Here is a 19,681-nt window from a genome sequence, read left to right on the forward strand (position 1 = left end):
CGAACGGCCTAATACGTTCGACAGCGTTAACCGTTCACTGGTTCGGTGCCGGTCAACGGCGGAATTCGTCCATTTCGCCGAGCCGGGCGATATTCGCCGATTCGTCGGGGTCGGGCAGGACACCGGAAAGGAAGACGTCGGTGATTTCCACGGCCACGTCGGGGGCCAGCCGTTTCAGGCTCAGCGCCAGCACATTGGCGTCGTTCCATTTGCGCGCGCCCGCGGCGATCCAGGTGTCCCAGGCCAGCGCCGCGCGGACCCCGGGGACCTTGTTGGCCGCGATGGCCGTGCCCGTCCCGGTCCAGCACATCACCACGCCGAAATCGGCCTCGCCGTCCGCGACCGCCCTGCCCACCGCCGCGCCGAGTTCCGGCCAGACGTCCGACGCCGCGGGGCGCAGCACCTCGTGGCCGCTTCGGCGAGATACGCCTGGACGGCGTCCGTGGTGGCGTTCCGGTCGTCGGCGGCGAAGGCGATCCTCATGTCCGGATCGTAACGCCGCGTCGACAGGTGACGAACCGGAAGTCATGGGAGGATCGCGCCGTGGACTCGTCTGCGGAGGAGCACCAGGTCGAGCGTGACCAGGAGATCGCACGGACCCGGATTCTCGACACCGCCGCCCGCCTGATCGGCGAGGCCGGTTTCGCCCGGCTCAAGATCGGCATGATCTGCGCCAGGACCGGTTATCCCAGCGGCGTCGTCTACCAGTTGTTCGGCTCGAAGGAGACGCTGGTGCAGCGGCTCGTCGAGTTCGCCGCGGAGAAGTTCGCCGACGTCTTCAGCGCCGCCGTCGCCACCCGGACCGGCGGGTTGACCCCGAGTCCGATGGACATGCTGCGCGCCCTGCTGGACATCTTCTTCGAGCTGCTCACCGACATGCCGCCGCTGAACCGGGCGTTCGTGGTGCTCTGGACCGACGCGACCGTCGGCGATCCGGCGGTGCGGTCGGCGATGACCGAGGCCGATCGCCGGTACCGGTTCGCCATCGCGCAGACCGTCGCCGCCGGGATCGCGGACGGCTCCATCACCGGCGTCCGCGACCCCGACGCGTACGCGGCGGCACTGGTCGGGCAGCTGCGGGGGATCGCCGTGGCCTCGATCATCGATCCCGGCGGGATCGATCTGCGTGCCGTCCGCGCGGAGATGGAGTACGCCGTGGACCGCCTCGCCTAAACCTTCTTCAACTCGGCCGCGCCGAAGGAGACGCTGAACCGCTCGCACCAGATGGTCACACTCGAATAGCGCGCCAGATCGGTGCCGGCGGGCAGCGTGTAGTTCTGGCTTCCCTTGTTGCCCTTGAGTTTCCCGGCGCTCACGTACGCGCCGTCGTCGAACACGAACCAGCCGCCCTTGCCGGGGATGACCGGCGCGTCGGTGAGCCAGACCCGCAGATCCGGTCCGTTGCTCGTGTCGAGGTTCTCCAGGCGCAGCACCAATGATCCGTCGGCCGCGCGCAGGATCCGGACGTCGCCACTGGTCGTGTGCTCGTGGCTGATCAAGGCGCCGGTGGCCACGACCGAGGGCTCTTTCGGCGCGGGCGTGGCACTTCCCGAAGGCTGGGCCGTCGGTTGAGCCGAGGGCTGGGCGACGACGGGCACGGCCTCCTGGACCGTTTCGTTCACCCAGAGCTTCCACGGCTGGAACCAATAGAGGCCCGCGGCGGCCGCCACCACCAGTCCGACCGCCACCACGGCGAGCACCCGCTTGCGTTTCATGGGGGACATTCAAGCGTACGAACCGTCCGGATCGCCCGGTTCGGGCGGTTACCGAACTCTTACGAGGCCGATCGGGCGGGGTCACGGCTGGGTGTCGGTGCCTTGACCCCGGTCACGCCGCTTGACACGATTGCCGATCTGAAAAGGGCATATCGGACGGAGGCCCCTCGATGGGTTCGGCGATGTTTTCCATCCTCCTGCCGGTAGCGCTGGCACTGGTCATGTTCGGGCTTGGCCTGACCCTGACCGTCGGCGACTTCACGCGGGTGCTGAAGTACCCGAAGGCCGCCGTCATCGCGCTGGTGTGCCAGATGATCGTGCTGCCCGTGGTCTGCGTCGGCCTCATCGTCCTCTTCGGTCTCGAAGGCGTGCTCGCGGTCGGCATGATGCTGCTCGTCGCCTCGCCGGGCGGGACGTCGGCGAACCTGTTCAGCCACCTCGCCGGTGGCGACGTCGCCCTCAACGTCACGCTCACGGCGATCAACTCGGTACTCGCCGTGTTCACCCTGCCGCTGGTGGTGGGCCTGTCGATGGTGCAGTTCCTCGACGGCGGCGCCTCGGTCGGGCTCCAGCCCGCGAAGTTCGTGCAGGTGTTCGCGATCGTGCTGATCCCGGTCGTGATCGGGATGGCGGTGCGGGCGCGGTTCACCGGCTGGGCCGAGCGGATGCGCAAACCGGTCAAGATCGGCTCGGCCGTGGTGCTCGTCCTGGTGATCGCGGCGGCGATCGCGCAGGAATTCCGGACCCTGGCGGACAACATCTGGACGCTCGGGCCGGTGGCGCTGGCGCTTTCCGTGCTCAGCCTCGCGATCGGGTACTACGTGCCCCGGTTGTTCCGGGTGGACCGCGGGCAGTCGATCGCGTCCGCCATGGAGATCGGCGTCCACAACGCCACGCTCGCGATCGCGGTGGCGTATTCCGTGCTCGGCGACAAGGCGATGGCCGTACCCGCCGGGGTCTACGGCGTGCTCATGTTCTTCCCCGCCGGGATCGCGGCGTTCCTGTTGTCCCGCAGCAGGGAGAGCGCGCAGGTCTGAGTTAGTTTGGGGATGTGCCTCGCCTCCCCATCGGTGACCTCCTCGACGTGAACGGTGTCGCCGTCCACGTCCGGCAGGACGGTTCCGGGCCGCCGGTGTTGTTGCTGCACGGGTATTGCGGGTCGGTCCACTGGTTCGACCGGCTCACGCTCGGCCTGGCTTCGACCCATCACGTGATCCGGGTGGATCTGCTGGGACACGGGTGCACCGGTGGTTCCGCGGGTTTGGACGCGGCGTCGCAGGCGCGCATGGTGGCCGGTGTCCTCGATGCGCTGGGCCTCGAGGACGTCCTGGTCGCCGGTCACTCCTTCGGTGCGGACGTCGCCTTGGCGCTGGCCGCGGTCTCCCCGCGAATCGGTTCCGTGGTCCTGATCGGACAGGCGCCGGACTACAGCTACGCGTCTTTTCCGCCGGGCAGTGCGGTGTTGTTGCCGATGGTCAGCGCGCTCGTGCGGCTCGTGGCTCATCGGCCGTGGGTGCGGTTCGCTGCCCGGTTCCGCCGAGGCGGCTGGTTCGGCGATCCCTTGCAGGACTTGGCCGATCACGCCGTCACCGCGCCCGCGATGGCCCGGGTGGTCCTCGTGGAACGGGCGCGGCTGCTCGCGTTTCGTCCTCTCGATGCGCAACTGGCGGCCCTGTCGTTGCCGTGTCTGGTGATTCTCGGGCGACGGGACCGGTTTTACGACTGTGACAGGACATTCGCGCGGTACTCGGCGGCAGGCGCCCGCGTGGAGGTCGTGGAGGACGCCGGGCACTCGCCCTTCCTGGAGCGGCCGGGCGAGGTCGCTCGGTTGCTTCGGGAGTTCCGGGCTCGTGAGTGGTAAGGCGGCCTCAAGACCAGCGCGCGCTGGAGTCTCCGATCGCCTGGTCCAGCACCGCCAGCCCTTCGGCCAGTTCGTCCTCGGTCGCGGTCAGCGGGGGAGCGATCCGGAAGACCCCGCCCATCCCCGGCAACTGCACGATGTTCATGTGCAGCCCCAGTTCGAGGCATCGCCGGGTGACCAGTGCGCCGAGTTCGTCGGAGCTGCGCTTCGTGGCCCGGTCGACGACGAGTTCCACGCCGACCAGCAGGCCCCGTCCGCGGATGTCGCCGACGACGGGATGACGCGCGGCGAGGTCGTCGAGGCCCCGGCGGAGGAAGGCACCCAGTTGGGTGGCGCGTTCGTCGAGCCGGTCGCGGGTGAGGACGTCGAGCACGGTGTTCCCGACGGCCGCCACCAGCGGGTCCGCGACGTGCGTGGTGAAGAACAGGTAGCCGCGGTCGTGCGCCTCCTGCTCGATCTCGGCGCTCGTGATCACCGCCGCGAGCGGGAGGCCGGCGCCCAGCGTCTTGGACAGCGTGAGGATGTCCGGGACGACGCCGTCGCGTTCGAAGGCGTACCAGTTCCCCGTGCGGCACAAGCCGGTCTGCGCCTCGTCGAGGATCAGCAGCATCCCGCGTTCGCGGCACTTCTCCTGGAGGGCGGCGAAGTAACCCACCGGCGGCTCGATGATCCCGCCCGAGCTGAGGACCGGTTCGACGATGCACGCCGCGAGGCTGCCGACGGACTGGGCGTCGATCATCTCGAACCCGAAGTCCAGCTGCCGTTTCCAGTCCAGTTCCCCTTCCGGCGTAAGGAAATCCGGCCGGTAGGAGTTCGGCGAGGGAATGGCGAAGTTGCCGGGCGCGGTCGGCCCGTAGCCCTTGCGGCCCGCGCTGTAGGTCGCGTTCGCCGCCGCTTGCGTCATCCCGTGCCACGACCGGGCGAACGACACGATCTCGTGTTTCCCGGTGACGAGTTTCGCCATCCGGATCGCGGCCTCGTTCGACTCCGCCCCGGTGGTCAGCAGGAGCGCCTTTTCCAGCGGTGACGGCAAAGTCTCGGCCAGCCGACGCGCGAGGTCGACGACGGGACGGCTCAGCATCCCGCTGAACAGATGGTCGAGCGAGCCGATCTGCCGTCGCACGGTCTCGACGATCTCGGGATGCGAATGCCCGAGGATCGCGCTCATCTGTCCCGAAGTGAAGTCGAGGATCCGCCGCCCGGATTCGGTGAACAGGTAGCTCCCGGTGGCGTGGTCGATGATCTCGCGGGTGAAATCGCCGGCCCCGGCGTAGCGCACGAGGTGCCGGTCGGCGTCGGCCCAGAAACGGTCGGCGGTGGACAGGTCGGTGATCGGAGCAGCCATGTCCCGACGGTAAGTCGCCTTCGAGCGACACGTCCAGCTCACGATTCCGGCTGTGCTGTTCGGCCGATCCGTACAACAATGGCCCCATGCTCAACCCCTGGAGGCTCAGCCTGCTGAGCAGGCTGGACACGCTCGGCACCGTCCGCGCGGTCGCGAAAGCGGCCAACCTGAGCGCGTCGAGCGTGTCCCAGCAGCTCGCGGTCCTCGAAGCCGAGACACGGACGCGGCTGCTGGAGCGCACCGGCCGCCGCGTCCGGCTGACCCCGGCCGGGCGGATGCTGGCCCGCCGCGCGAGGGAGATCCTCGACCACATGGACACCGTCGAGGCCGAGTTGCGCGGCCTCGGTGAGGGCCCGGCTGGCCTCGTCCGTCTCGGCGCCTTCCAGAGCGCGATCCACACCATCGCCGTCCCCGCGGTGAACCGGCTGGCGCGCACGCATCCGCGGCTGAACATCGAACTCCTCGAACTCGAACCGCATGTGAGCATGCCAGCGCTCCGGGTCGGCGACGCCGACGTCATCGTCACCACCACGGACTTCGTCGAGCAGCCGCTGGGGCCCGACATCGACCTGGTGCCGCTCGCGACCGACCCGATCGTGCTGGTCGTCCCGCCCGGACATCCCGCGGCGGGCCGCGGGCCCGCCGACCTCGCCGCCTACGCGAGCGAGCCCTGGGCGTTCGACGTCCCCCAGTCGTACATGGCCAATCTCGCCACCCGGCTCTGCCGCGAAGCCGGTTTCGAGCCGCGCGTGATCGCCCGGTTCAGCAACTACATGATGACCCTGCAGCACGTCGAGGCCGGGCTTTCGATCGCGCTCCTGCCCGGCCTCGCCGTCGACCGGCGCTACCGCGTCGCCACCCGCGAGCTCGCGACGCCGGTCGACCGTTCCATCACCGCGGCGATCAGGCGCGGGTCCGCGCCTCGCGCCGCGGTCGACCTGGTTCTCGAGGCGATCCGAAGTCATCCGGAACTGCCGCTGTGAACCCGTGCCGCCGCGCCACGAGCACCACGGCCAGCGTCGGCACGAGCAGCACCAGGACGCTCCAGGGGAACGACTCCGCGCCGTAGCCGTCGAGGAGGACGCCGCCGGCGATCCCGCCGCCCGCCATCGCCGCGTTCCACAGGGTGACCAGCATGGCCTGCGCGATGTCCGCCGCGCCGCCCTTGTCGCCGGCCTGTGCGGCGGCGGTCTGCAGCAGCGTCGGGATCCCGCCCCAGCCGAGCCCCCACAGGGTCACGGCGACGTAGACCAGCGCCGGATTTTCGCCCAACAGCGCCAAAATCGTCGCTCCGAGCGCTACGAGAAGGGTCCCGGCGACGGTCAGCGGACGCAGCCGCCGGTCGATGAAGAGACCCACGAGCCAGATGCTGACCATCGACGCCAGGCCGAACACCAGCAGGATCCGATCCACCGAGCCGCCCATCGACACGTGTTCGAGGAAGGTGGCGATGTAGGTGTAGAGGATGTTGTGCGCCAGCACGAACGTCAGTGTCACGAACAGGACCGCGGCCACGCCCGGGACGGCGAGGGTCCTGCGCACCGGGAGCCTGCCGCCCTTGTCCTGCCCGGGGAAGTCGGGAACGGCCAGCGTGATCCAGCCGAGCAGGGCGAGCGCGAGCACCGACATGAGAGAGAACGTCACCTGCCAGCCGAAGAGGCCGCCGAGGAAGGTGCCTGCCGGGATGCCGAGCGAGAGCGCGAGCGGGATACCGGTCATCACGACGGCGATCGCCTTGCCCCGCACCGGTTCCGGCGCCAGCCGCCGGGCGTACCCGGCCAGCAGCGCCCAGACCACGCCCGCGGCGATCCCGGCGACGAACCGCGCGCCGAGCGTCAGGGGATAGTTCGTGGACAGCGCCGTGACCGTGTTGGCGACGGCGAACCCGGCGACTCCGGTCAGGAGCAGGCGTTTGCGGCGCCAGCCCGCGGTCGCGGCGGACAGGGGGATCGCGGTCAGCGCGGTACCGATCGCGTACACGGTCACCAGTTGCCCGGTCACCGCTTCGCTGACGCCGAGCCCGGCGCTCATCGCGGGCAGCACCCCCGCGGGCAGGGCTTCGGTGAGGACGGTGACGAACGCCGCCGTGGTCAGCGCGAGCAGCGCGCCGAGTGGGAGTTTCGCGGTCATGCTCCGTATGCTCGAACCATCACATAGATGTGAAGGTCAAGTCGGCCGGGGTGAGGTGGCGCACATGCGGATCGGGGAATTGGCGGAGCGGACGGGCACGTCGCGCCGGCTGCTGCGGTACTACGAGGAGCAGGGTCTCATCGTCTCGGAGCGGCTGGCCAACGGCTACCGCGACTACGCCGAATCGTCGGTCGACCGGGTGATCCAGGTCCGCGGCCTGCTCGACGCCGGGCTCCCGACCAGGATCATCAAGCAGATTCTGCCGTGCCTGGACAAACCCAGGCAGATCTACTTCCCGGACGCGACGCCGGAGATGCTCGAAACGCTGGAGGCCGAGCGAGACCGGATGACCAGGCGGGCCGAATGCCTGCTCCGCAACCGGGACGCCATCACCGAGTACCTCGACGCGGTCCGCGCCTACGACCCGGCTTCCTGAGCCGGAGGGACTTTCCTCGCAACGGCCTTGACAGGGTGAGAAAGCGCTTTCAGGATGTGGGCAGGAAAGCGCTTTCAAAGGAGAACGGATGACCACGCGGAAACTCGGCGTCGTGATGAACGGCGTCACCGGGCGGATGGGCTATCGGCAGCACCTGGTGCGCTCGGTCCTGGCGATCAGGGAGGCCGGCGGGGTCGAGCTGGCCGACGGTTCGCGGGTCCAGCTGGAGCCGGTCCTGGTGGGGCGCAACGCGGACAAGCTCGAAGAGATCGCCACCCGGCACGGCCTGACCCGCTGGACCACCGACCTCGACGCCGCGCTCGGCGACGACGACCTCCCGCTCTACTTCGACGCGCAGCTGACCGCGGTCCGCGAGAAGTCGATCGTCCGTGCCATCCACGCCGGAAAGCACATCTACACCGAGAAGCCGGTGGCCGAGTCGGTCGAAGGCGCGCTCGCCCTGGCACGGCACGCCGAGGCGGCCGGGGTCAAGAACGGCGTCGTCCACGACAAGCTGTACCTGCCCGGCCTGCTCAAGCTGAAGCGCCTGATGGACAGCGGCTTCTTCGGCCAGGTGCTGTCGGTGCGCGGCGAATTCGGCTACTGGGTCTTCGAAGGCGACTGGCAGTCGGCGCAGCGTCCCAGCTGGAACTACCGCGCCGAAGACGGCGGCGGCATCGTCGTCGACATGTTCTGCCACTGGAACTACGTGCTGGAGAACCTCTTCGGGGCCGTCAACGCCGTGACCGCGAAGGCCGTCACGCATATCCCGGAGCGCGTCGACGAGAAGGGCGACCGGTACACCGCCACTGCCGACGACTCCGCGTACGCGATCTTCGAGCTCGAAGGCGGGATCATCGCCCAGCTCAACTCGTCCTGGTGCGTGCGGGTGCACCGCGACGAACTGGTCGAGTTCCAGGTCGACGGCACCAAAGGCAGCGCCGTCGCGGGCCTGCACAAATGCGTCATCCAGCCGAGGGAGGCCACGCCGAAGCCGGTGTGGAACCCGGACCTCGCCGAGACGCGGTCGTACCGTTCGCAGTGGCAGGAGGTGCCGGACAACGAGGACTTCGGCAACGGCTTCCGCGCCCAGTGGGAGCAGTTCGTCCGTCACGTCGTGGAGGACGCGCCGCATCCCTACGACTTCATGGCGGGGGTGCGCGGCATCCGGCTCGCGGAAGCCGGCCTGGAATCCTCGCGGGAGAACCGCCGGGTCTCGCTGGCCTAACGGCCGAAAACCGCGCCCGGGTCTTCCGCGATCAGCACCGAGATCTCCCGGATCTTGCGGTTCGTGTGCTGTGACGCCTCGGTGAGCCAGCGGAAGGCTTCCTCGGCGTTCAGCTCCAGACGCGCCATCACGATCCCCTTCGCGGTGGCGATGGCGTCCCTGGTCTCCAGTGCGGCGACCAGGGTCTCCGCCTGTCGTTCGGCGGCGGCCCAGCGGGACGCGGTCAGGATGATCGCCGAAATCGCCGAGGTGAACATCGCGACCAGGGCCGCCTCGACCGGGTCGAAGGCGTTTTCCTCGAAGCTCCAGACGTTGAGCGCGCCGGTCAGCGGCTCGGTCTCCCGCCGCTTGAAGTGCGACTCGTCGGGGACGAACAACGGGCAGGCCAGCGCGGTCCGCACGCCGAGCTGGTCGGCGGCGGCCGCGAAATCCGGCCAGCGCGCGGTCGCGTCGGCGTCCAGGAGGGTCCGGACGATCGACCCGCTCTCGGCGGCTTTCAGACAGGGGCCCTGGTCCGCGCTGTACTGCGCCTTGTCCAGGGGGAGCAGGGATTCGTCGGTGGCGGCGACGGTGCTCGGTTCGTTGTCGGTGTACAGCGTCACCGTGGCCGCGTCCGCGCCGGGCAGCAGCCCGACCACCTTCTTCGCCACCCGTTCCAGCAAGTCGTCGCGGGGCTCGTCGAGCCGCATCGACTCGGTGAGCTCCCGCAACGCCGAAGCGGTGTCGCGAAACTGATCCATCGTGGCCCTTTCCCTCGGACGGCGGATTTCGCCGACCACCAAGAACGTACTCGTTCCGGCTAGCCGGGCATTGACCGATTCGGGCTAACCCGTGGCCGGTGACCCGCCGGTTCGGTGCTCATCAGGCCTTCGCCGCGGGTGAGCCCGGGCAACCGCTGTTCGAACCGGGCGACCTCGCCCGTCGGCAGGACGCCCGTCAGCTCGGCCCGGTCGCCCCGTGCCACCGAGCCGATGACGGTGCCGCCGCACTCGACCAGCCGGGAGAGCGTCGCGGTCACCGCGTCGGCGGGCAGTTCCACCTCGATCCGGCTGACCGGTTCGAGTACCTCGGTTCCCGCCTCCCGGAGGGCCTCCGCCAGCACGAACGGGGTGATCTTGCGAAAGTCGCCCGCCGCGCTGACCGGGCTGAAGTAACCGGTGTGGGTGACGGTCACCACGCAGTCGACGACCTCCCGGCCGGACGGGCCGCTCCGCAGCGTCGCGTCGACGGTCTCCTCGATGGCCTTGTGGAAGGCGAGCGGGAGGGAGCCGAGTTCGACGTCGAGGCCGAAGGTCAGCCCGGAACCGGGTGCGCCCGGGCCGACTCGAAGCCCGAGCGTCGCGAAGTACGGGTTCCGCTTCTCCGTGATGAACCACACCGAATGCCCGGTGCCGACCGGCCGCTCGACGCAGACCGGCCGGGTGAGGCTGAACGTGACGTCGAGGCCGTGCCGAGCGGCGAGCGTCTCCGCGATGATCTCCTTCTGCACCTCGCCGTAGAGCCGCACCGAGATCCGGCGGGTCTCGTCGTCCTGCCGGACGGTGATCAGCGGATCCTGTTCCGCCAGTTCCTGCAAGGCCGCGAACACCGCGGGCGCTTGTGCGGGCAGGGCGGGATTGACCACGGTCTCCAGGGCGGGCGGCGGAAACCGCGTAGCGGCGCCGTCGCCGTCGGGAACGCCGATGAGGTCGCCGATCCGGATCTCCTTGAGACCGGTGACCTTGGCGATCCGGCCGGCCCGCGCGCGGCCCTCGACGGTCTCGTCGCCGAGTTCGAAGACGTGCACCGCGCTGACCTTCGCCTCTTTCGTGAGTCCTCGGCGATGGAATCGGACGTGGTCCCGCGCGCCGATCTCGCCGGAGAACACGCGGACGTAGGCGATCTTCTCGTGCGCGCGGCCGCGTTCGATCTTGAACACGGTGGCGCGCAACCGGTCGTCCGGCACCGGTTTCACCGCGCCGGCAAGGAATTCGCGGATACCGGAGGTCAGCTCGGCGATCCCCGCGCCACTGCGCGCGGAGCCGAAGAAGACGGGGGAGACGAGGCCGAGCCGGGTCTGCCGGACGAGTTCGGCCCGACAGTCCTCGGCCGTCACCGTGTCTTCGAGATACGCGGTGAGGAAGGCATCGCTGTGCTCGGCCAGCCGTTCGGCCGTCCCCGCCGGCAGGGAGGACGGCCGGACTTTCGCGCTCCCCGTGCCGATGCCGTCGACTTCGGACATCGGCACGCAGGCGACACCGAGACGTTCGGCGAGGTCCGCGAGGAGTCCCTCGTAGCGGGCGCCCGCCCGGTCGACCTTGTTGACGAAGATCAGCACGGGGATCCGCAGGCGGGCGAGCGCGCGCATGAGCACGCGGGTCTGCGCCTGCACTCCCTCGACGGCGGAAACGACCAGAACGACACCGTCGAGCACTCGCAGCGCGCGTTCGACCTCGGCGATGAAATCAGGGTGGCCGGGCGTGTCGATCAGGTTGACGCGCAGGTCACCGATGCGGAAGGCCACGACGGCCGAGCGGATCGTGATCCCGCGGCGGCGTTCCAGTTCCATCGTGTCGGTGTGGGTGTTCCCGGCTTCGACGCGGCCGAGGGTGCGGATGGCACCGGTGTGATGGAGCAGGCGCTCCGTCAGGCTCGTCTTACCGGCGTCGACATGGGCGAGGATGCCCAGGTTCAGGTACTCCATGGATGAACGGCTCCAGGGCTGTCGATAGGTCCATACGGCTCGGGGACTCGACAGCTCGGCGCACGCCGTTCTCCTTCTTTCCGGGGAAGCACCTGGTCGGGCCGGACGTTAGCAGCGGGTTTCCGGCCGGTCACACGATTTATGGCCGGGCGTTGACTTGCGGCGCTCCTTGGGCTGTAATTCTTGGACATTTCAGCGCAAGAACATGACAAGAGTCAGGAAGATTCCGCTCAGTCCCCTCCCGGAACAGAGGAATGTCATGAGAACGAAGCGCCCACTGACGTGCGCGGTGGTGTTCGCCGCCCTGTCCCTTCTCCTCACTCCACCCGCCATCGCGGCGAACGACGCCCCGGCATCAGCCGCCGCCGAAGCCGCCGACGCGACCTACACCGCCAGCAGCCAGCTGGCCGGCTACGCCGTTTCGAACGTCGGGGACGGCAACCAGGCCACCTACTGGGAAAGCACGAACAACCAGTTCCCGCAGTGGATCCAGGCCGACCTCGGCGCGGCCACGAACATCGCCCGGCTCGTGCTCAAACTGCCCTCGGGCTGGGAAGCCCGCACCCAGACCTTCTCGGTGCAGGGGAGCGCGAACGGCACGAGCTTCAGCGACCTCGTGCCGTCGGCAGGCCATCGGTTCGACCCGGCGACCGGCAACACGGTCACCCTCGACGTCACGGGGAACACCAGGTTCGTGCGGCTGAACATCACCGCCAACACCGGCTGGCCCGCGGCCCAGCTCTCGGAGTTCGAGGTACGCGGTCCCGCGGGCGGGGACACGCAGCCACCGTCCGCGCCGGGAAACCTCGCCTACACCGAGCCGTCGAGCGGCAGGATCCGGCTCACGTGGTCGGCATCGGCCGACAACACCGGAGTCACGGCCTACGACGTGTACGCCAACGGGCAGCTTCGCGGTAGCGTCGCCGGGGACGTCTTGACCTACACCGACGACCAGCCCGAGAGCGCGACGGTCGCCTATTCCGTGCGCGCCCGCGACGCGGCGGGCAACCAGTCGGCGAGCAGCGGCACCGTGACGAGGACCGGTACCCGCGCCGGGACGAATCTCGCGCTGGGCAAGCCGATCACGGCGTCTTCGGTGCAGCACTCCTACGTCGCGGCCAACGCCAACGACGACTCCACGACCACTTATTGGGAGGGCGCGGCGTACCCGAACCTGCTCACCGTCGCGCTCGGGTCGAACGCCGATCTCGACCGGATCGTCGTCAAGCTCAACCCGGATCCCGCGTGGGCGCAGCGCACGCAGACGATCACCGTCGAAGGACGTGAGCAGGGTGCGGCCGCGTTCACCACGCTGGTGCCCGCGCAGACGTACACGTTCACCCCGTCGAGTGGCAACACCGTCACCATCCCGGCCGGCGGCCGCGCCGCCGACGTCCGCCTGAGGATCACCGCCAACTCCGGTGCCCCCGGTGGACAGGCCGCGGAGTTCCAGGTCTTCGGTGTTCCCGCGCCGAATCCCGACCTGACGGTCTCGGGGGTTTCGTGGTCGCCGCGGAACCCGGTGGAGACCGACGCGATCACCGTGTCGGCCACCGTCCGCAACGCCGGAACGGCGGCCTCGGGCGCGACGAACGTGAACCTCTACCTGGGCACCGCGAAGGTCGGCACGGCACCTGTCGGCGCGCTCGCGGCCGGAGCGTCCGCGACGGTGTCGGCGGACATCGGCACCAGGGAGACGGGCAGCCACCAGCTCACCGCGAAGGTCGACGAGGCCAACGCCGTCGTCGAACAGGACGAGGGCAACAACTCCTACACCGGTGCGACGGCACTCGTCGTCAGCCCGGTGGCCAGCTCCGACCTCGTCGCGGCGACCGCCTGGTCGCCGGACAACCCGACGGCGGGTGACACCGTGACGTTCTCCGCCACGGTGCGCAACCAGGGAACGGTCGCTTCGGCCGTCGGCGCGCACGGCGTCACGGTGACGATCACCGACCAGAACGGCGCCGTCGTCAAGACCCTCACCGGCTCGTACACCGGCGCGATCGCGGCCGGGGCCACGGCACCGCCGGTGAACGTCGGCACCTGGACGGCCGGGAACGGCCGGTACACGGTCAAGACCGTCGTCGCGAACGACGCCAACGAGCTGCCCGCGAAACAGGGCAACAACACGAGCACGCAGGCGTTGTTCGCCGGCCGCGGCGCGAACATGCCCTACGACATGTACGAGGCCGAAGACGGCGTGGTCGCCGGCGGCGCGTCCGTGATCGGCCCGAACCGGAAGATCGGCGATCTCGCGGGCGAGGCGTCGGGCCGCAAGGCCGTGACACTGAATTCGACCGGCTCCTCGGTCGAGTTCACCACCCGCGCGGCCACGAACACCCTGGTGACCCGGTTCTCGATGCCGGACGCCGCGGGTGGCGGCGGGCAGAACTCGACGCTGAACGTCTACGTCGACGGCACGTTCCTGAAAGCCATCGACCTGACCTCGCGCCACGCGTGGCTTTACGGCCCCGAAGCCTCTCCGCAGAACTCTCCGGGAGCCGGGCCCGCTCGGCACATCTACGACGAGGCCAGCCTGCTGCTCGGCACCACCGTGCCCGCCGGGCACAAGATCAAGCTGCAGAAGGACGCAGGCAACGGCTTGAACTACGCGATCGACTTCGTGAACTTCGAGCTGGCCACCGCGTCCGCGAACCCCGACCCGGCGCGTTACGCCGTCCCGGCCGGATTCACCCAGCAGGACGTTCAGGCCGCGCTGGACGAAGTCCGTCAGGACCCGAACCTCACCGGTGTCTTCCTGCCGCCGGGGCAGTACCCGATGACGAGCAAGGTCACCGTGTACGGCAAGCCGGTCACGGTGCTCGGCGCCGGGCCGTGGTTCACGAGGTTCACCGCGCCGAGCGGGCAGGAGAACACCGACATCGGGTTCGACGCGCAGGCGAGCGCGAGCGGTTCGACGTTCGGCGGGTTCGCCGTGTTCGGGAACTACACCTCCCGGATCGACGGTCCCGGCAAGGTCTTCAACTTCACGAACGTCACGAACATGACCATCGACAACATCTGGGTGGAGCACCAGATGTGCCTGCTGTGGGCGACCAATGTGGACAACACGACGGTGAAGAACTCGCGGATCCGCGACATGTTCGCCGACGGGCTCAACTTCACCAACGGCAGCACGGGGAACCGGGTCACCAACAACGAAGCCCGCTCCACCGGCGACGACAGTTTCGCGCTGTTCGCGGCAACGGACCTCAACGCGGGCAACCAGTACGACAACGTGTTCGAGAACCTGACCGTGCTGCTTCCGTGGCGCGCGGCCGGGCTGGCGGTGTACGGCGGGTACGGCAACACCTTCCGGAACCTCTACATCGCCGACACGCTGACGTACTCCGGGATCACGATCAGCTCGCTCGACTTCGGCTACCCGTTCCTCGGGTTCGGCCCGCGGCCGACGACCGTCCAGAACGTGTCACTGGTCCGCGCCGGTGGCCATTTCTGGGGGCAGCAGACGTTCCCGGCGATCTGGATGTTCTCCGCCTCCAAGGAGTTCCGCGGTATCCGGGTGTCCGATGTGGACATCCAGAGCCCGACCTACAGCGGCATCATGTTCCAGACCAAGTACACCGGGAACCGTCCGGAGAACCCGGTCGAGGACACGGTGCTGACGAACGTGTCGATCACCGGCGCGCACCGCAGCGGTGACGAGTTCGACGCGAAGTCGGGGATCGGGATCTGGGTCAACGAGCTGCCGGAACCGGGTCAGGGCCCGGCCGTCGGCTCGGCGACGTTCACCGGGCTCACCCTGAGCGACAACGCCGAGGACATCCGGAACACCACGAGCACGTTCACGATCAACCGCGACTGAGTGCGTGGCGCCCGCCGGGAGCAGGTTTCCCGGCGGGCGGCCCGGGTATGCGGGTGCTGCCCCATTCCCGAAGAGAGGTCATGCCGTGTGCGATGCCGGATATGACGTGGTGATCATCGGTGCCGGACCCGCCGGGTTGACCACCGCGCTGGTGCTCGGCCGGTCCCGGCGCAGCGCGCTGGTGGTCGACGGAGGCGCGGGCCGTAATTCGACGGCCGCGGGCGTGCACGGGCTCCTGGCCTGTGACGGGATGAACCCGGACGCGCTGCGGGCCACCGGTCGCGAGCAGCTGGCGGAGTACCCGGAGGTCCGTCTGCGCGAGGGCAGGGTCCGGTCCGTCGAGGGCGATCGCGGCGAGTTCGTCGTCTCGTTCGAGGACGGGCGTTCGGTGAAGGCGCGCCGGATCGTGCTGGCCACCGGAGTGATCGAGGACCTGCCCGGGATCGCGGGGCTGGCCGAGCGCTGGGGGAAGAGCGTGCTCGGCTGCCCGTACTGCCATGCCTGGGAATTCCGGGACCGGCCCTTGGCCGTCCTGGCCACCGAGGGGCGGCAGGACGCGATGTTCGCCGCCCAGCTGACCCGATGGAGCCAGGATGTCACCTTGTGCGCCAACGGTTTCACGTTGTCCGCCGAAGATGAGGCATTGCTGGGCGAACGTGCGGTCCACGTGCGCCGCGAGCCGGTGCGAAGTGTGGAGGGACCCGAGGACGAAGTCGAACGGGTCACCTTCCGCGAAGGCGACCCGGTGGAATGCGCGGCGGTGTTCCTGCACGCCACCACGCGGCAGGCCGACCCGCTGGCCGGGGAACTGGGCTGTGTGCTCCAGGACGACGGAACCGTGAGGATCGACGACGTCGGATTCACCGGCGTGCCGGGTGTCTTCGCCGCGGGTGATCTGGCGCGGCGGGAGTCGTGCCCGCCGGGCATGACGTTCGTGGTGACCGCGGCCGCCATGGGTTTCGTGACGGCCACCGCGGTGGATCACGAACTGTTCCAGGAAGAGCTGGACTGAAGAGCGGAATCCGTGCTTCACTCCTTGCCATGCCGTACCGCCGTACCCCGAAGACGCAGGCAAGACTGGACTCGCAGCGAGGCGAGATCCTGGCCGCGGCCGTCGCGCTGCTGGCCGAAACCGGTTACGCGGGCTGCTCCATGGCCGCGGTCGCCGCGCGGGCGGGCGTGGGCACCGGCAGCGTGTACCGGCAGTTCCCGTCCAAGGCCGACCTGGTCGTCGAGGTCTTCCGCGAGGTGGTCTCCCGGGAGGTCGACGCCGTCGAGGCCGCCGCGTCCCAGGGTGACGTCCGCGAGCGGGTGGTCGCCGTGATCGAGACCTTCGCCGGGCGGGCGTTGAAGGCGCCGAGACTGGCGTACGCGCTGCTGGCCGAACCGGTCGACGCCGTCGTGGAGGCCGAACGCCTGGTGTTCCGGCGCGCGTTCCGCGAGGTCATCGCCACGAACATCGCCGACGGCGTGAAAAGGGGACTGCTGCCCCCGCAGGACGCGGAAGCGACCGCCGCGGCGCTGGTCGGCGCCGGCGCGGAAATGCTGGTCGGCCCCTTGGCCGGGGACGGCGGACCGGACACGATCCCGCACCTGGTCACGTTCACCCTTCGCGCGCTGGGAGGTTCCGATGGCGTTTGAGACGCTCACTTACCGCGTCGAAGACCGGAAGGCCTACCTGACGTTGAACCGCCCCGAGCGGCTCAACGCGATCAACGACGTCATGCCGCGCGAGATCCGGCAGGCCGTCGAGCTGGCGAACGAGGACGACGCGGTCCGGGTGATCGTGGTGCGCGGCGAAGGCCGGTCGTTCTGCGCCGGATACGACCTCAAACAGTTCGCCGAGGACGACGCCGAAGGCCGCTGGAACCAGGGCCCCGTCTGGGATCCGGTCAAGGACTACCGGGTGATGAAGCGCAACACCGACGACTTCTTCACCCTGTGGCGATCGCTGAAACCCACCGTCTGCCAGGTGCAGGGACACGCGATCGCCGGCGGCAGCGACATCGCCCTGTCCTGCGACGTGCTGATCATGGCGACCGACGCGCGCATCGGCTATCCGCCCGCGCGGGTGTGGGGCTGCCCGACGACCGCGATGTGGGTCTACCGCGTCGGCGCCCAGCGCGCGAAACGGATGCTGCTCACCGGCGACACCATCGACGGCGCCACCGCGGCGGAATGGGGGCTCGCGCTCGAGGCGGTGGAACCCGGGCGGCTCGAAGCGGCCGTCGAGGAATTGGCCGACCGGATGGCGGGCGTGCCGACGAACCAGCTGGTGATGCAGAAGCTGATGATCAACCAGGCCTACGACAACATGGGCCTTTCCGGCACCCAGACCCTCGCGACACTTTTCGACGGCATCACCCGGCACACCCCGGAAGGCCGCTGGTTCCGCGAGTTCGCCGAACGCGATGGTTTCCACGAGGCGGTGGCCTACCGCGATTCCGGGCAGGTCATCCCGGACGGCGGCGGACCGCTGCCCGAGCACAAGGATCCGAGGAGGTCGTCATGACCGCGAACACCGAGAGCGAACGCGTCGCCGAGCGCCTGCAGCGCTCCTCCGCGCGACTGTCCTACGACCCGGACGTCGACGTCGACTGGCTGGCACCGCTGGTCGACGGGGCGTACGGCAAGACGCCCGAGCGATGTTCCTTGTACGGCACGGAACTTTGGGAACGTCTCGACGAAGGCCAGCGCGCCGAGCTGAGCCGCCAGGAGGCGGCGGCCGCGGCGGCGTCGGGGATCTGGTTCGAGCTGATCCTCATGCAAGGCCTCGTGCGCCACGTCTACAACAGCGACCCGACGACGCACAACGCCCAATACGCGCTCACCGAGATCGCCGACGAATGCCGTCACAGCACCATGTTCGCCCGCTCGATCGAGAAGAGCGGCGGCGTCGTCCGGCGCCCGAGCCGCTCGGCACACCGCGCGGGCAAGCTGTTCGGCGCGATCTGCGGCCCGGCGCTGCTGTTCGCCGGCGCCATCTACGTCGAGGAACTCGCCGACGGCATGCAACGCGAGATGATGCGCGACGACAGCCTGCAGCCGATGATCCGGATGATCTCGCGCATCCATGTCATCGAAGAGGCACGCCACATCAGCTTCGCCAAGGACGAACTGGGCCGGGCCTGGGCACGCCACGGCCGCGTCGGCCGCGAACTGATCCGCTGGGCGATCGCCGGGATGGCCTACGTCGCGACGTCGGAGCTGTTGCACCCCAAGGCATACACCTCTGTCGGCCTGGACCCGCGCGAAGCCCGCCAGGTCGCCACCGCGAACCCGCACTGGCGCCGGACCAAGGCGGCGTGGGCGGCCAAGGCCGTCGAACACTTCACCGAGATCGGCCTCATCGGCGGCCCGAGCCGCCGGCTGTGGCGCCGCGCCGGCGTCCTCGACTGAACAAGGAAGGCACTCCATGTCCAAGCTCCTCGGCCTCGGCATCGCCGCGACCGGCCTCGCCCACTTCGCCGCCCCGGCGGCCTTCGAACCCGTGACGAAGCTGGCCTTCACCGACGACGTCCGCAACTGGACCTACCGCAACGGCGCCACCGAACTCGCCATCGGCCTGGCGATCGCGGCAGGCCCCACGCGGAAGGCCGGGTTCGCGGGACTGGCCGTCTACGCGGGCTGGCTGGGCAAGCGCGTCCTCGCCCGGCGCTGATCAGGCGACCAGGAGGGCCGGCGCAGGTCGGCCCTCCTGGCGTTTGACGACCGAATACTTCTGAGCGAAGAAAAGAAACGTACGTCGGTCCACAGTGGACCACTCCGCGGGCGTCGGGATCGCTCACCGCCCGCGGCATCGGGTTCCGCTATCCCGGCGCGTCGGAGCCGACCCTGCGTGGGGTGGACCTCGACCTGCCCGCCGGCGGGATAGTCGGCTTGGTGGGCACCAACGGATCGGGGAAGACAACGCTCGCGAAGGTGCTCGCGGGACTGTACCCGCCGAGCACGGGCCCGCTTCCAGGCCTTCGTCGAATACCGGCTGACGGTCACCGACAACATCGAGTTCGGAAGGCCGGGTGCGGAAGATCCGGCGCGGCGACGGGCCGAAGCCGCGCGCAGCGCCGCCGTCGACACGATCGCCGAACGTCTCGACCACGGATACGACACGGTGCTCGGCGCGGAGTTCTCGGTCGGAACCGACCTTTCGCTCGGGCAATGGCAGCGGCTGGCGCTGGCTACCGCGATTCGCCGTTCGTCGTCCTCGACGAGCCGACGGCTTCACTCGACGCCCAGGCGGAAGCGGAACTGTTCGACAGGTTGCGCGACCTCTTCAAGGGCCAACGTGCGCGGGGCCGATCGGATCCACACCCTGGACCGCGGCCGGATCGTCGAATCGGGCGACCACGGGAGCCTGCTCGCCGCGGGCGGGATCTACGCGAAGCTGTTCCGCCTGCAGGCGGCCGGATACGAAGAGCGTGTGACTACGCAGAGTGAGTTCGCCTGAGTGTAGGGTG

The 19,681-nt window shown here is 69.3% G+C and carries 19 protein-coding genes and 1 pseudogene; 14 read left to right on the forward strand and 6 right to left on the reverse strand.

The window, feature by feature from the left end; translation table 11 throughout:
• Positions 1 to 52 precede the first annotated feature (52 nt).
• A complete protein-coding gene (locus ACXIZN_RS42590; protein ID WP_457960375.1) occupies positions 53 to 403 on the reverse strand; it encodes an RpiB/LacA/LacB family sugar-phosphate isomerase in 351 nt (116 codons plus the stop codon).
• Positions 404 to 543: 140 nt separating this feature from the next.
• On the opposite strand from ACXIZN_RS42590, the gene ACXIZN_RS42595 reads away from it, so the two are divergent.
• Complete coding sequence (locus tag ACXIZN_RS42595; RefSeq protein WP_257484685.1) at positions 544 to 1,173, forward strand: TetR/AcrR family transcriptional regulator; 630 nt, start codon at positions 544 to 546, stop codon at positions 1,171 to 1,173.
• Here the strand turns inward: ACXIZN_RS42595 and ACXIZN_RS42600 are convergent.
• Positions 1,170 to 1,715: a DM13 domain-containing protein gene (locus ACXIZN_RS42600; protein WP_457960376.1), complete on the reverse strand. Its 546-nt coding sequence runs from the start codon at positions 1,713 to 1,715 to the stop codon at positions 1,170 to 1,172. The genes ACXIZN_RS42595 and ACXIZN_RS42600 overlap by 4 nt on opposite strands.
• A gap of 182 nt (positions 1,716 to 1,897) precedes the next feature.
• Here ACXIZN_RS42600 and ACXIZN_RS42605 point away from each other — a divergent pair, with 182 nt between their 5' ends.
• Both ACXIZN_RS42605 and ACXIZN_RS42610 read left to right on the forward strand, forming a co-directional pair.
• Positions 1,898 to 2,752, forward strand: a complete 855-nt coding sequence (locus ACXIZN_RS42605) for a bile acid:sodium symporter family protein (protein WP_457960377.1) — start codon at positions 1,898 to 1,900, stop codon at positions 2,750 to 2,752.
• A gap of 14 nt (positions 2,753 to 2,766) precedes the next feature.
• Positions 2,767 to 3,576 (forward strand): alpha/beta fold hydrolase, encoded by an 810-nt coding sequence (locus ACXIZN_RS42610; RefSeq protein WP_457960378.1) that lies wholly within the window; start codon positions 2,767 to 2,769, stop codon positions 3,574 to 3,576.
• Positions 3,577 to 3,583: 7 nt separating this feature from the next.
• Here ACXIZN_RS42610 and ACXIZN_RS42615 read toward each other — a convergent pair whose 3' ends face one another.
• On the reverse strand, positions 3,584 to 4,921 hold the full coding sequence (locus ACXIZN_RS42615; RefSeq protein ID WP_457960379.1) for an aspartate aminotransferase family protein: 1,338 nt from the start codon (positions 4,919 to 4,921) through the stop codon (positions 3,584 to 3,586).
• 86 nt (positions 4,922 to 5,007) lie between these two features.
• Here ACXIZN_RS42615 and ACXIZN_RS42620 point away from each other — a divergent pair, with 86 nt between their 5' ends.
• Positions 5,008 to 5,904, forward strand: a complete 897-nt coding sequence (locus ACXIZN_RS42620) for a LysR family transcriptional regulator (protein ID WP_457960380.1) — start codon at positions 5,008 to 5,010, stop codon at positions 5,902 to 5,904.
• Here ACXIZN_RS42620 and ACXIZN_RS42625 read toward each other — a convergent pair.
• On the reverse strand, positions 5,825 to 7,051 hold the full coding sequence (locus ACXIZN_RS42625; protein ID WP_457960381.1) for an MFS transporter: 1,227 nt from the start codon (positions 7,049 to 7,051) through the stop codon (positions 5,825 to 5,827). The two genes, ACXIZN_RS42620 and ACXIZN_RS42625, sit on opposite strands and share 80 nt — an antisense overlap.
• Positions 7,052 to 7,115: 64 nt before the next feature.
• On the opposite strand from ACXIZN_RS42625, the gene ACXIZN_RS42630 reads away from it, so the two are divergent.
• Positions 7,116 to 7,487, forward strand: coding sequence for a MerR family transcriptional regulator (locus ACXIZN_RS42630; RefSeq protein ID WP_457960382.1), 372 nt, complete (start codon positions 7,116 to 7,118; stop codon positions 7,485 to 7,487).
• A gap of 88 nt (positions 7,488 to 7,575) precedes the next feature.
• Positions 7,576 to 8,715, forward strand: a complete 1,140-nt coding sequence (locus tag ACXIZN_RS42635) for a Gfo/Idh/MocA family protein (RefSeq protein ID WP_457960383.1) — start codon at positions 7,576 to 7,578, stop codon at positions 8,713 to 8,715.
• Here the strand turns inward: ACXIZN_RS42635 and ACXIZN_RS42640 are convergent.
• Positions 8,712 to 9,455, reverse strand: coding sequence for a GAF and ANTAR domain-containing protein (locus tag ACXIZN_RS42640; RefSeq protein ID WP_457960384.1), 744 nt, complete (start codon positions 9,453 to 9,455; stop codon positions 8,712 to 8,714). The two genes, ACXIZN_RS42635 and ACXIZN_RS42640, sit on opposite strands and share 4 nt — an antisense overlap.
• A gap of 59 nt (positions 9,456 to 9,514) precedes the next feature.
• Positions 9,515 to 11,398 carry a GTP-binding protein gene (locus ACXIZN_RS42645; RefSeq protein ID WP_457960385.1) on the reverse strand — a complete coding sequence of 628 codons (1,884 nt, stop codon included), beginning with the start codon at positions 11,396 to 11,398 and terminating at the stop codon, positions 9,515 to 9,517.
• A 259-nt stretch (positions 11,399 to 11,657) separates the two neighbouring features.
• Here ACXIZN_RS42645 and ACXIZN_RS42650 point away from each other — a divergent pair, with 259 nt between their 5' ends.
• The 8 genes and pseudogenes from ACXIZN_RS42650 (at position 11,658) to ACXIZN_RS42685 (ending at position 19,671) form a co-directional block, all read left to right on the forward strand.
• Positions 11,658 to 15,224, forward strand: a complete 3,567-nt coding sequence (locus tag ACXIZN_RS42650; RefSeq protein ID WP_457960386.1) for a discoidin domain-containing protein — start codon at positions 11,658 to 11,660, stop codon at positions 15,222 to 15,224.
• A gap of 106 nt (positions 15,225 to 15,330) precedes the next feature.
• Positions 15,331 to 16,236, forward strand: a complete 906-nt coding sequence (locus ACXIZN_RS42655) for an NAD(P)/FAD-dependent oxidoreductase (RefSeq protein ID WP_457960387.1) — start codon at positions 15,331 to 15,333, stop codon at positions 16,234 to 16,236.
• A 29-nt stretch (positions 16,237 to 16,265) separates the two neighbouring features.
• Positions 16,266 to 16,865 (forward strand): TetR/AcrR family transcriptional regulator, encoded by a 600-nt coding sequence (locus ACXIZN_RS42660; RefSeq protein ID WP_457960388.1) that lies wholly within the window; start codon positions 16,266 to 16,268, stop codon positions 16,863 to 16,865.
• Positions 16,855 to 17,736, forward strand: a complete 882-nt coding sequence (locus ACXIZN_RS42665; RefSeq protein ID WP_457960389.1) for a crotonase/enoyl-CoA hydratase family protein — start codon at positions 16,855 to 16,857, stop codon at positions 17,734 to 17,736. Before ACXIZN_RS42660 ends, ACXIZN_RS42665 begins: the two co-directional genes overlap by 11 nt.
• On the forward strand, positions 17,733 to 18,623 hold the full coding sequence (locus tag ACXIZN_RS42670; protein ID WP_457960390.1) for an AurF N-oxygenase family protein: 891 nt from the start codon (positions 17,733 to 17,735) through the stop codon (positions 18,621 to 18,623). Before ACXIZN_RS42665 ends, ACXIZN_RS42670 begins: the two co-directional genes overlap by 4 nt.
• Before the next feature lie 16 nt (positions 18,624 to 18,639).
• On the forward strand, positions 18,640 to 18,885 hold the full coding sequence (locus tag ACXIZN_RS42675; protein ID WP_457960391.1) for a hypothetical protein: 246 nt from the start codon (positions 18,640 to 18,642) through the stop codon (positions 18,883 to 18,885).
• Between the two features lie 182 nt (positions 18,886 to 19,067).
• Positions 19,068 to 19,172, forward strand: a pseudogene (locus ACXIZN_RS42680) (ATP-binding cassette domain-containing protein); the annotation flags it as partial.
• Positions 19,173 to 19,509: 337 nt separating this feature from the next.
• Positions 19,510 to 19,671: a hypothetical protein gene (locus ACXIZN_RS42685; RefSeq protein WP_457960746.1), complete on the forward strand. Its 162-nt coding sequence runs from the start codon at positions 19,510 to 19,512 to the stop codon at positions 19,669 to 19,671.
• Positions 19,672 to 19,681 lie beyond the last annotated feature (10 nt).

It is taken from the genome of Amycolatopsis sp. TRM77291 (assembly GCF_054166285.1).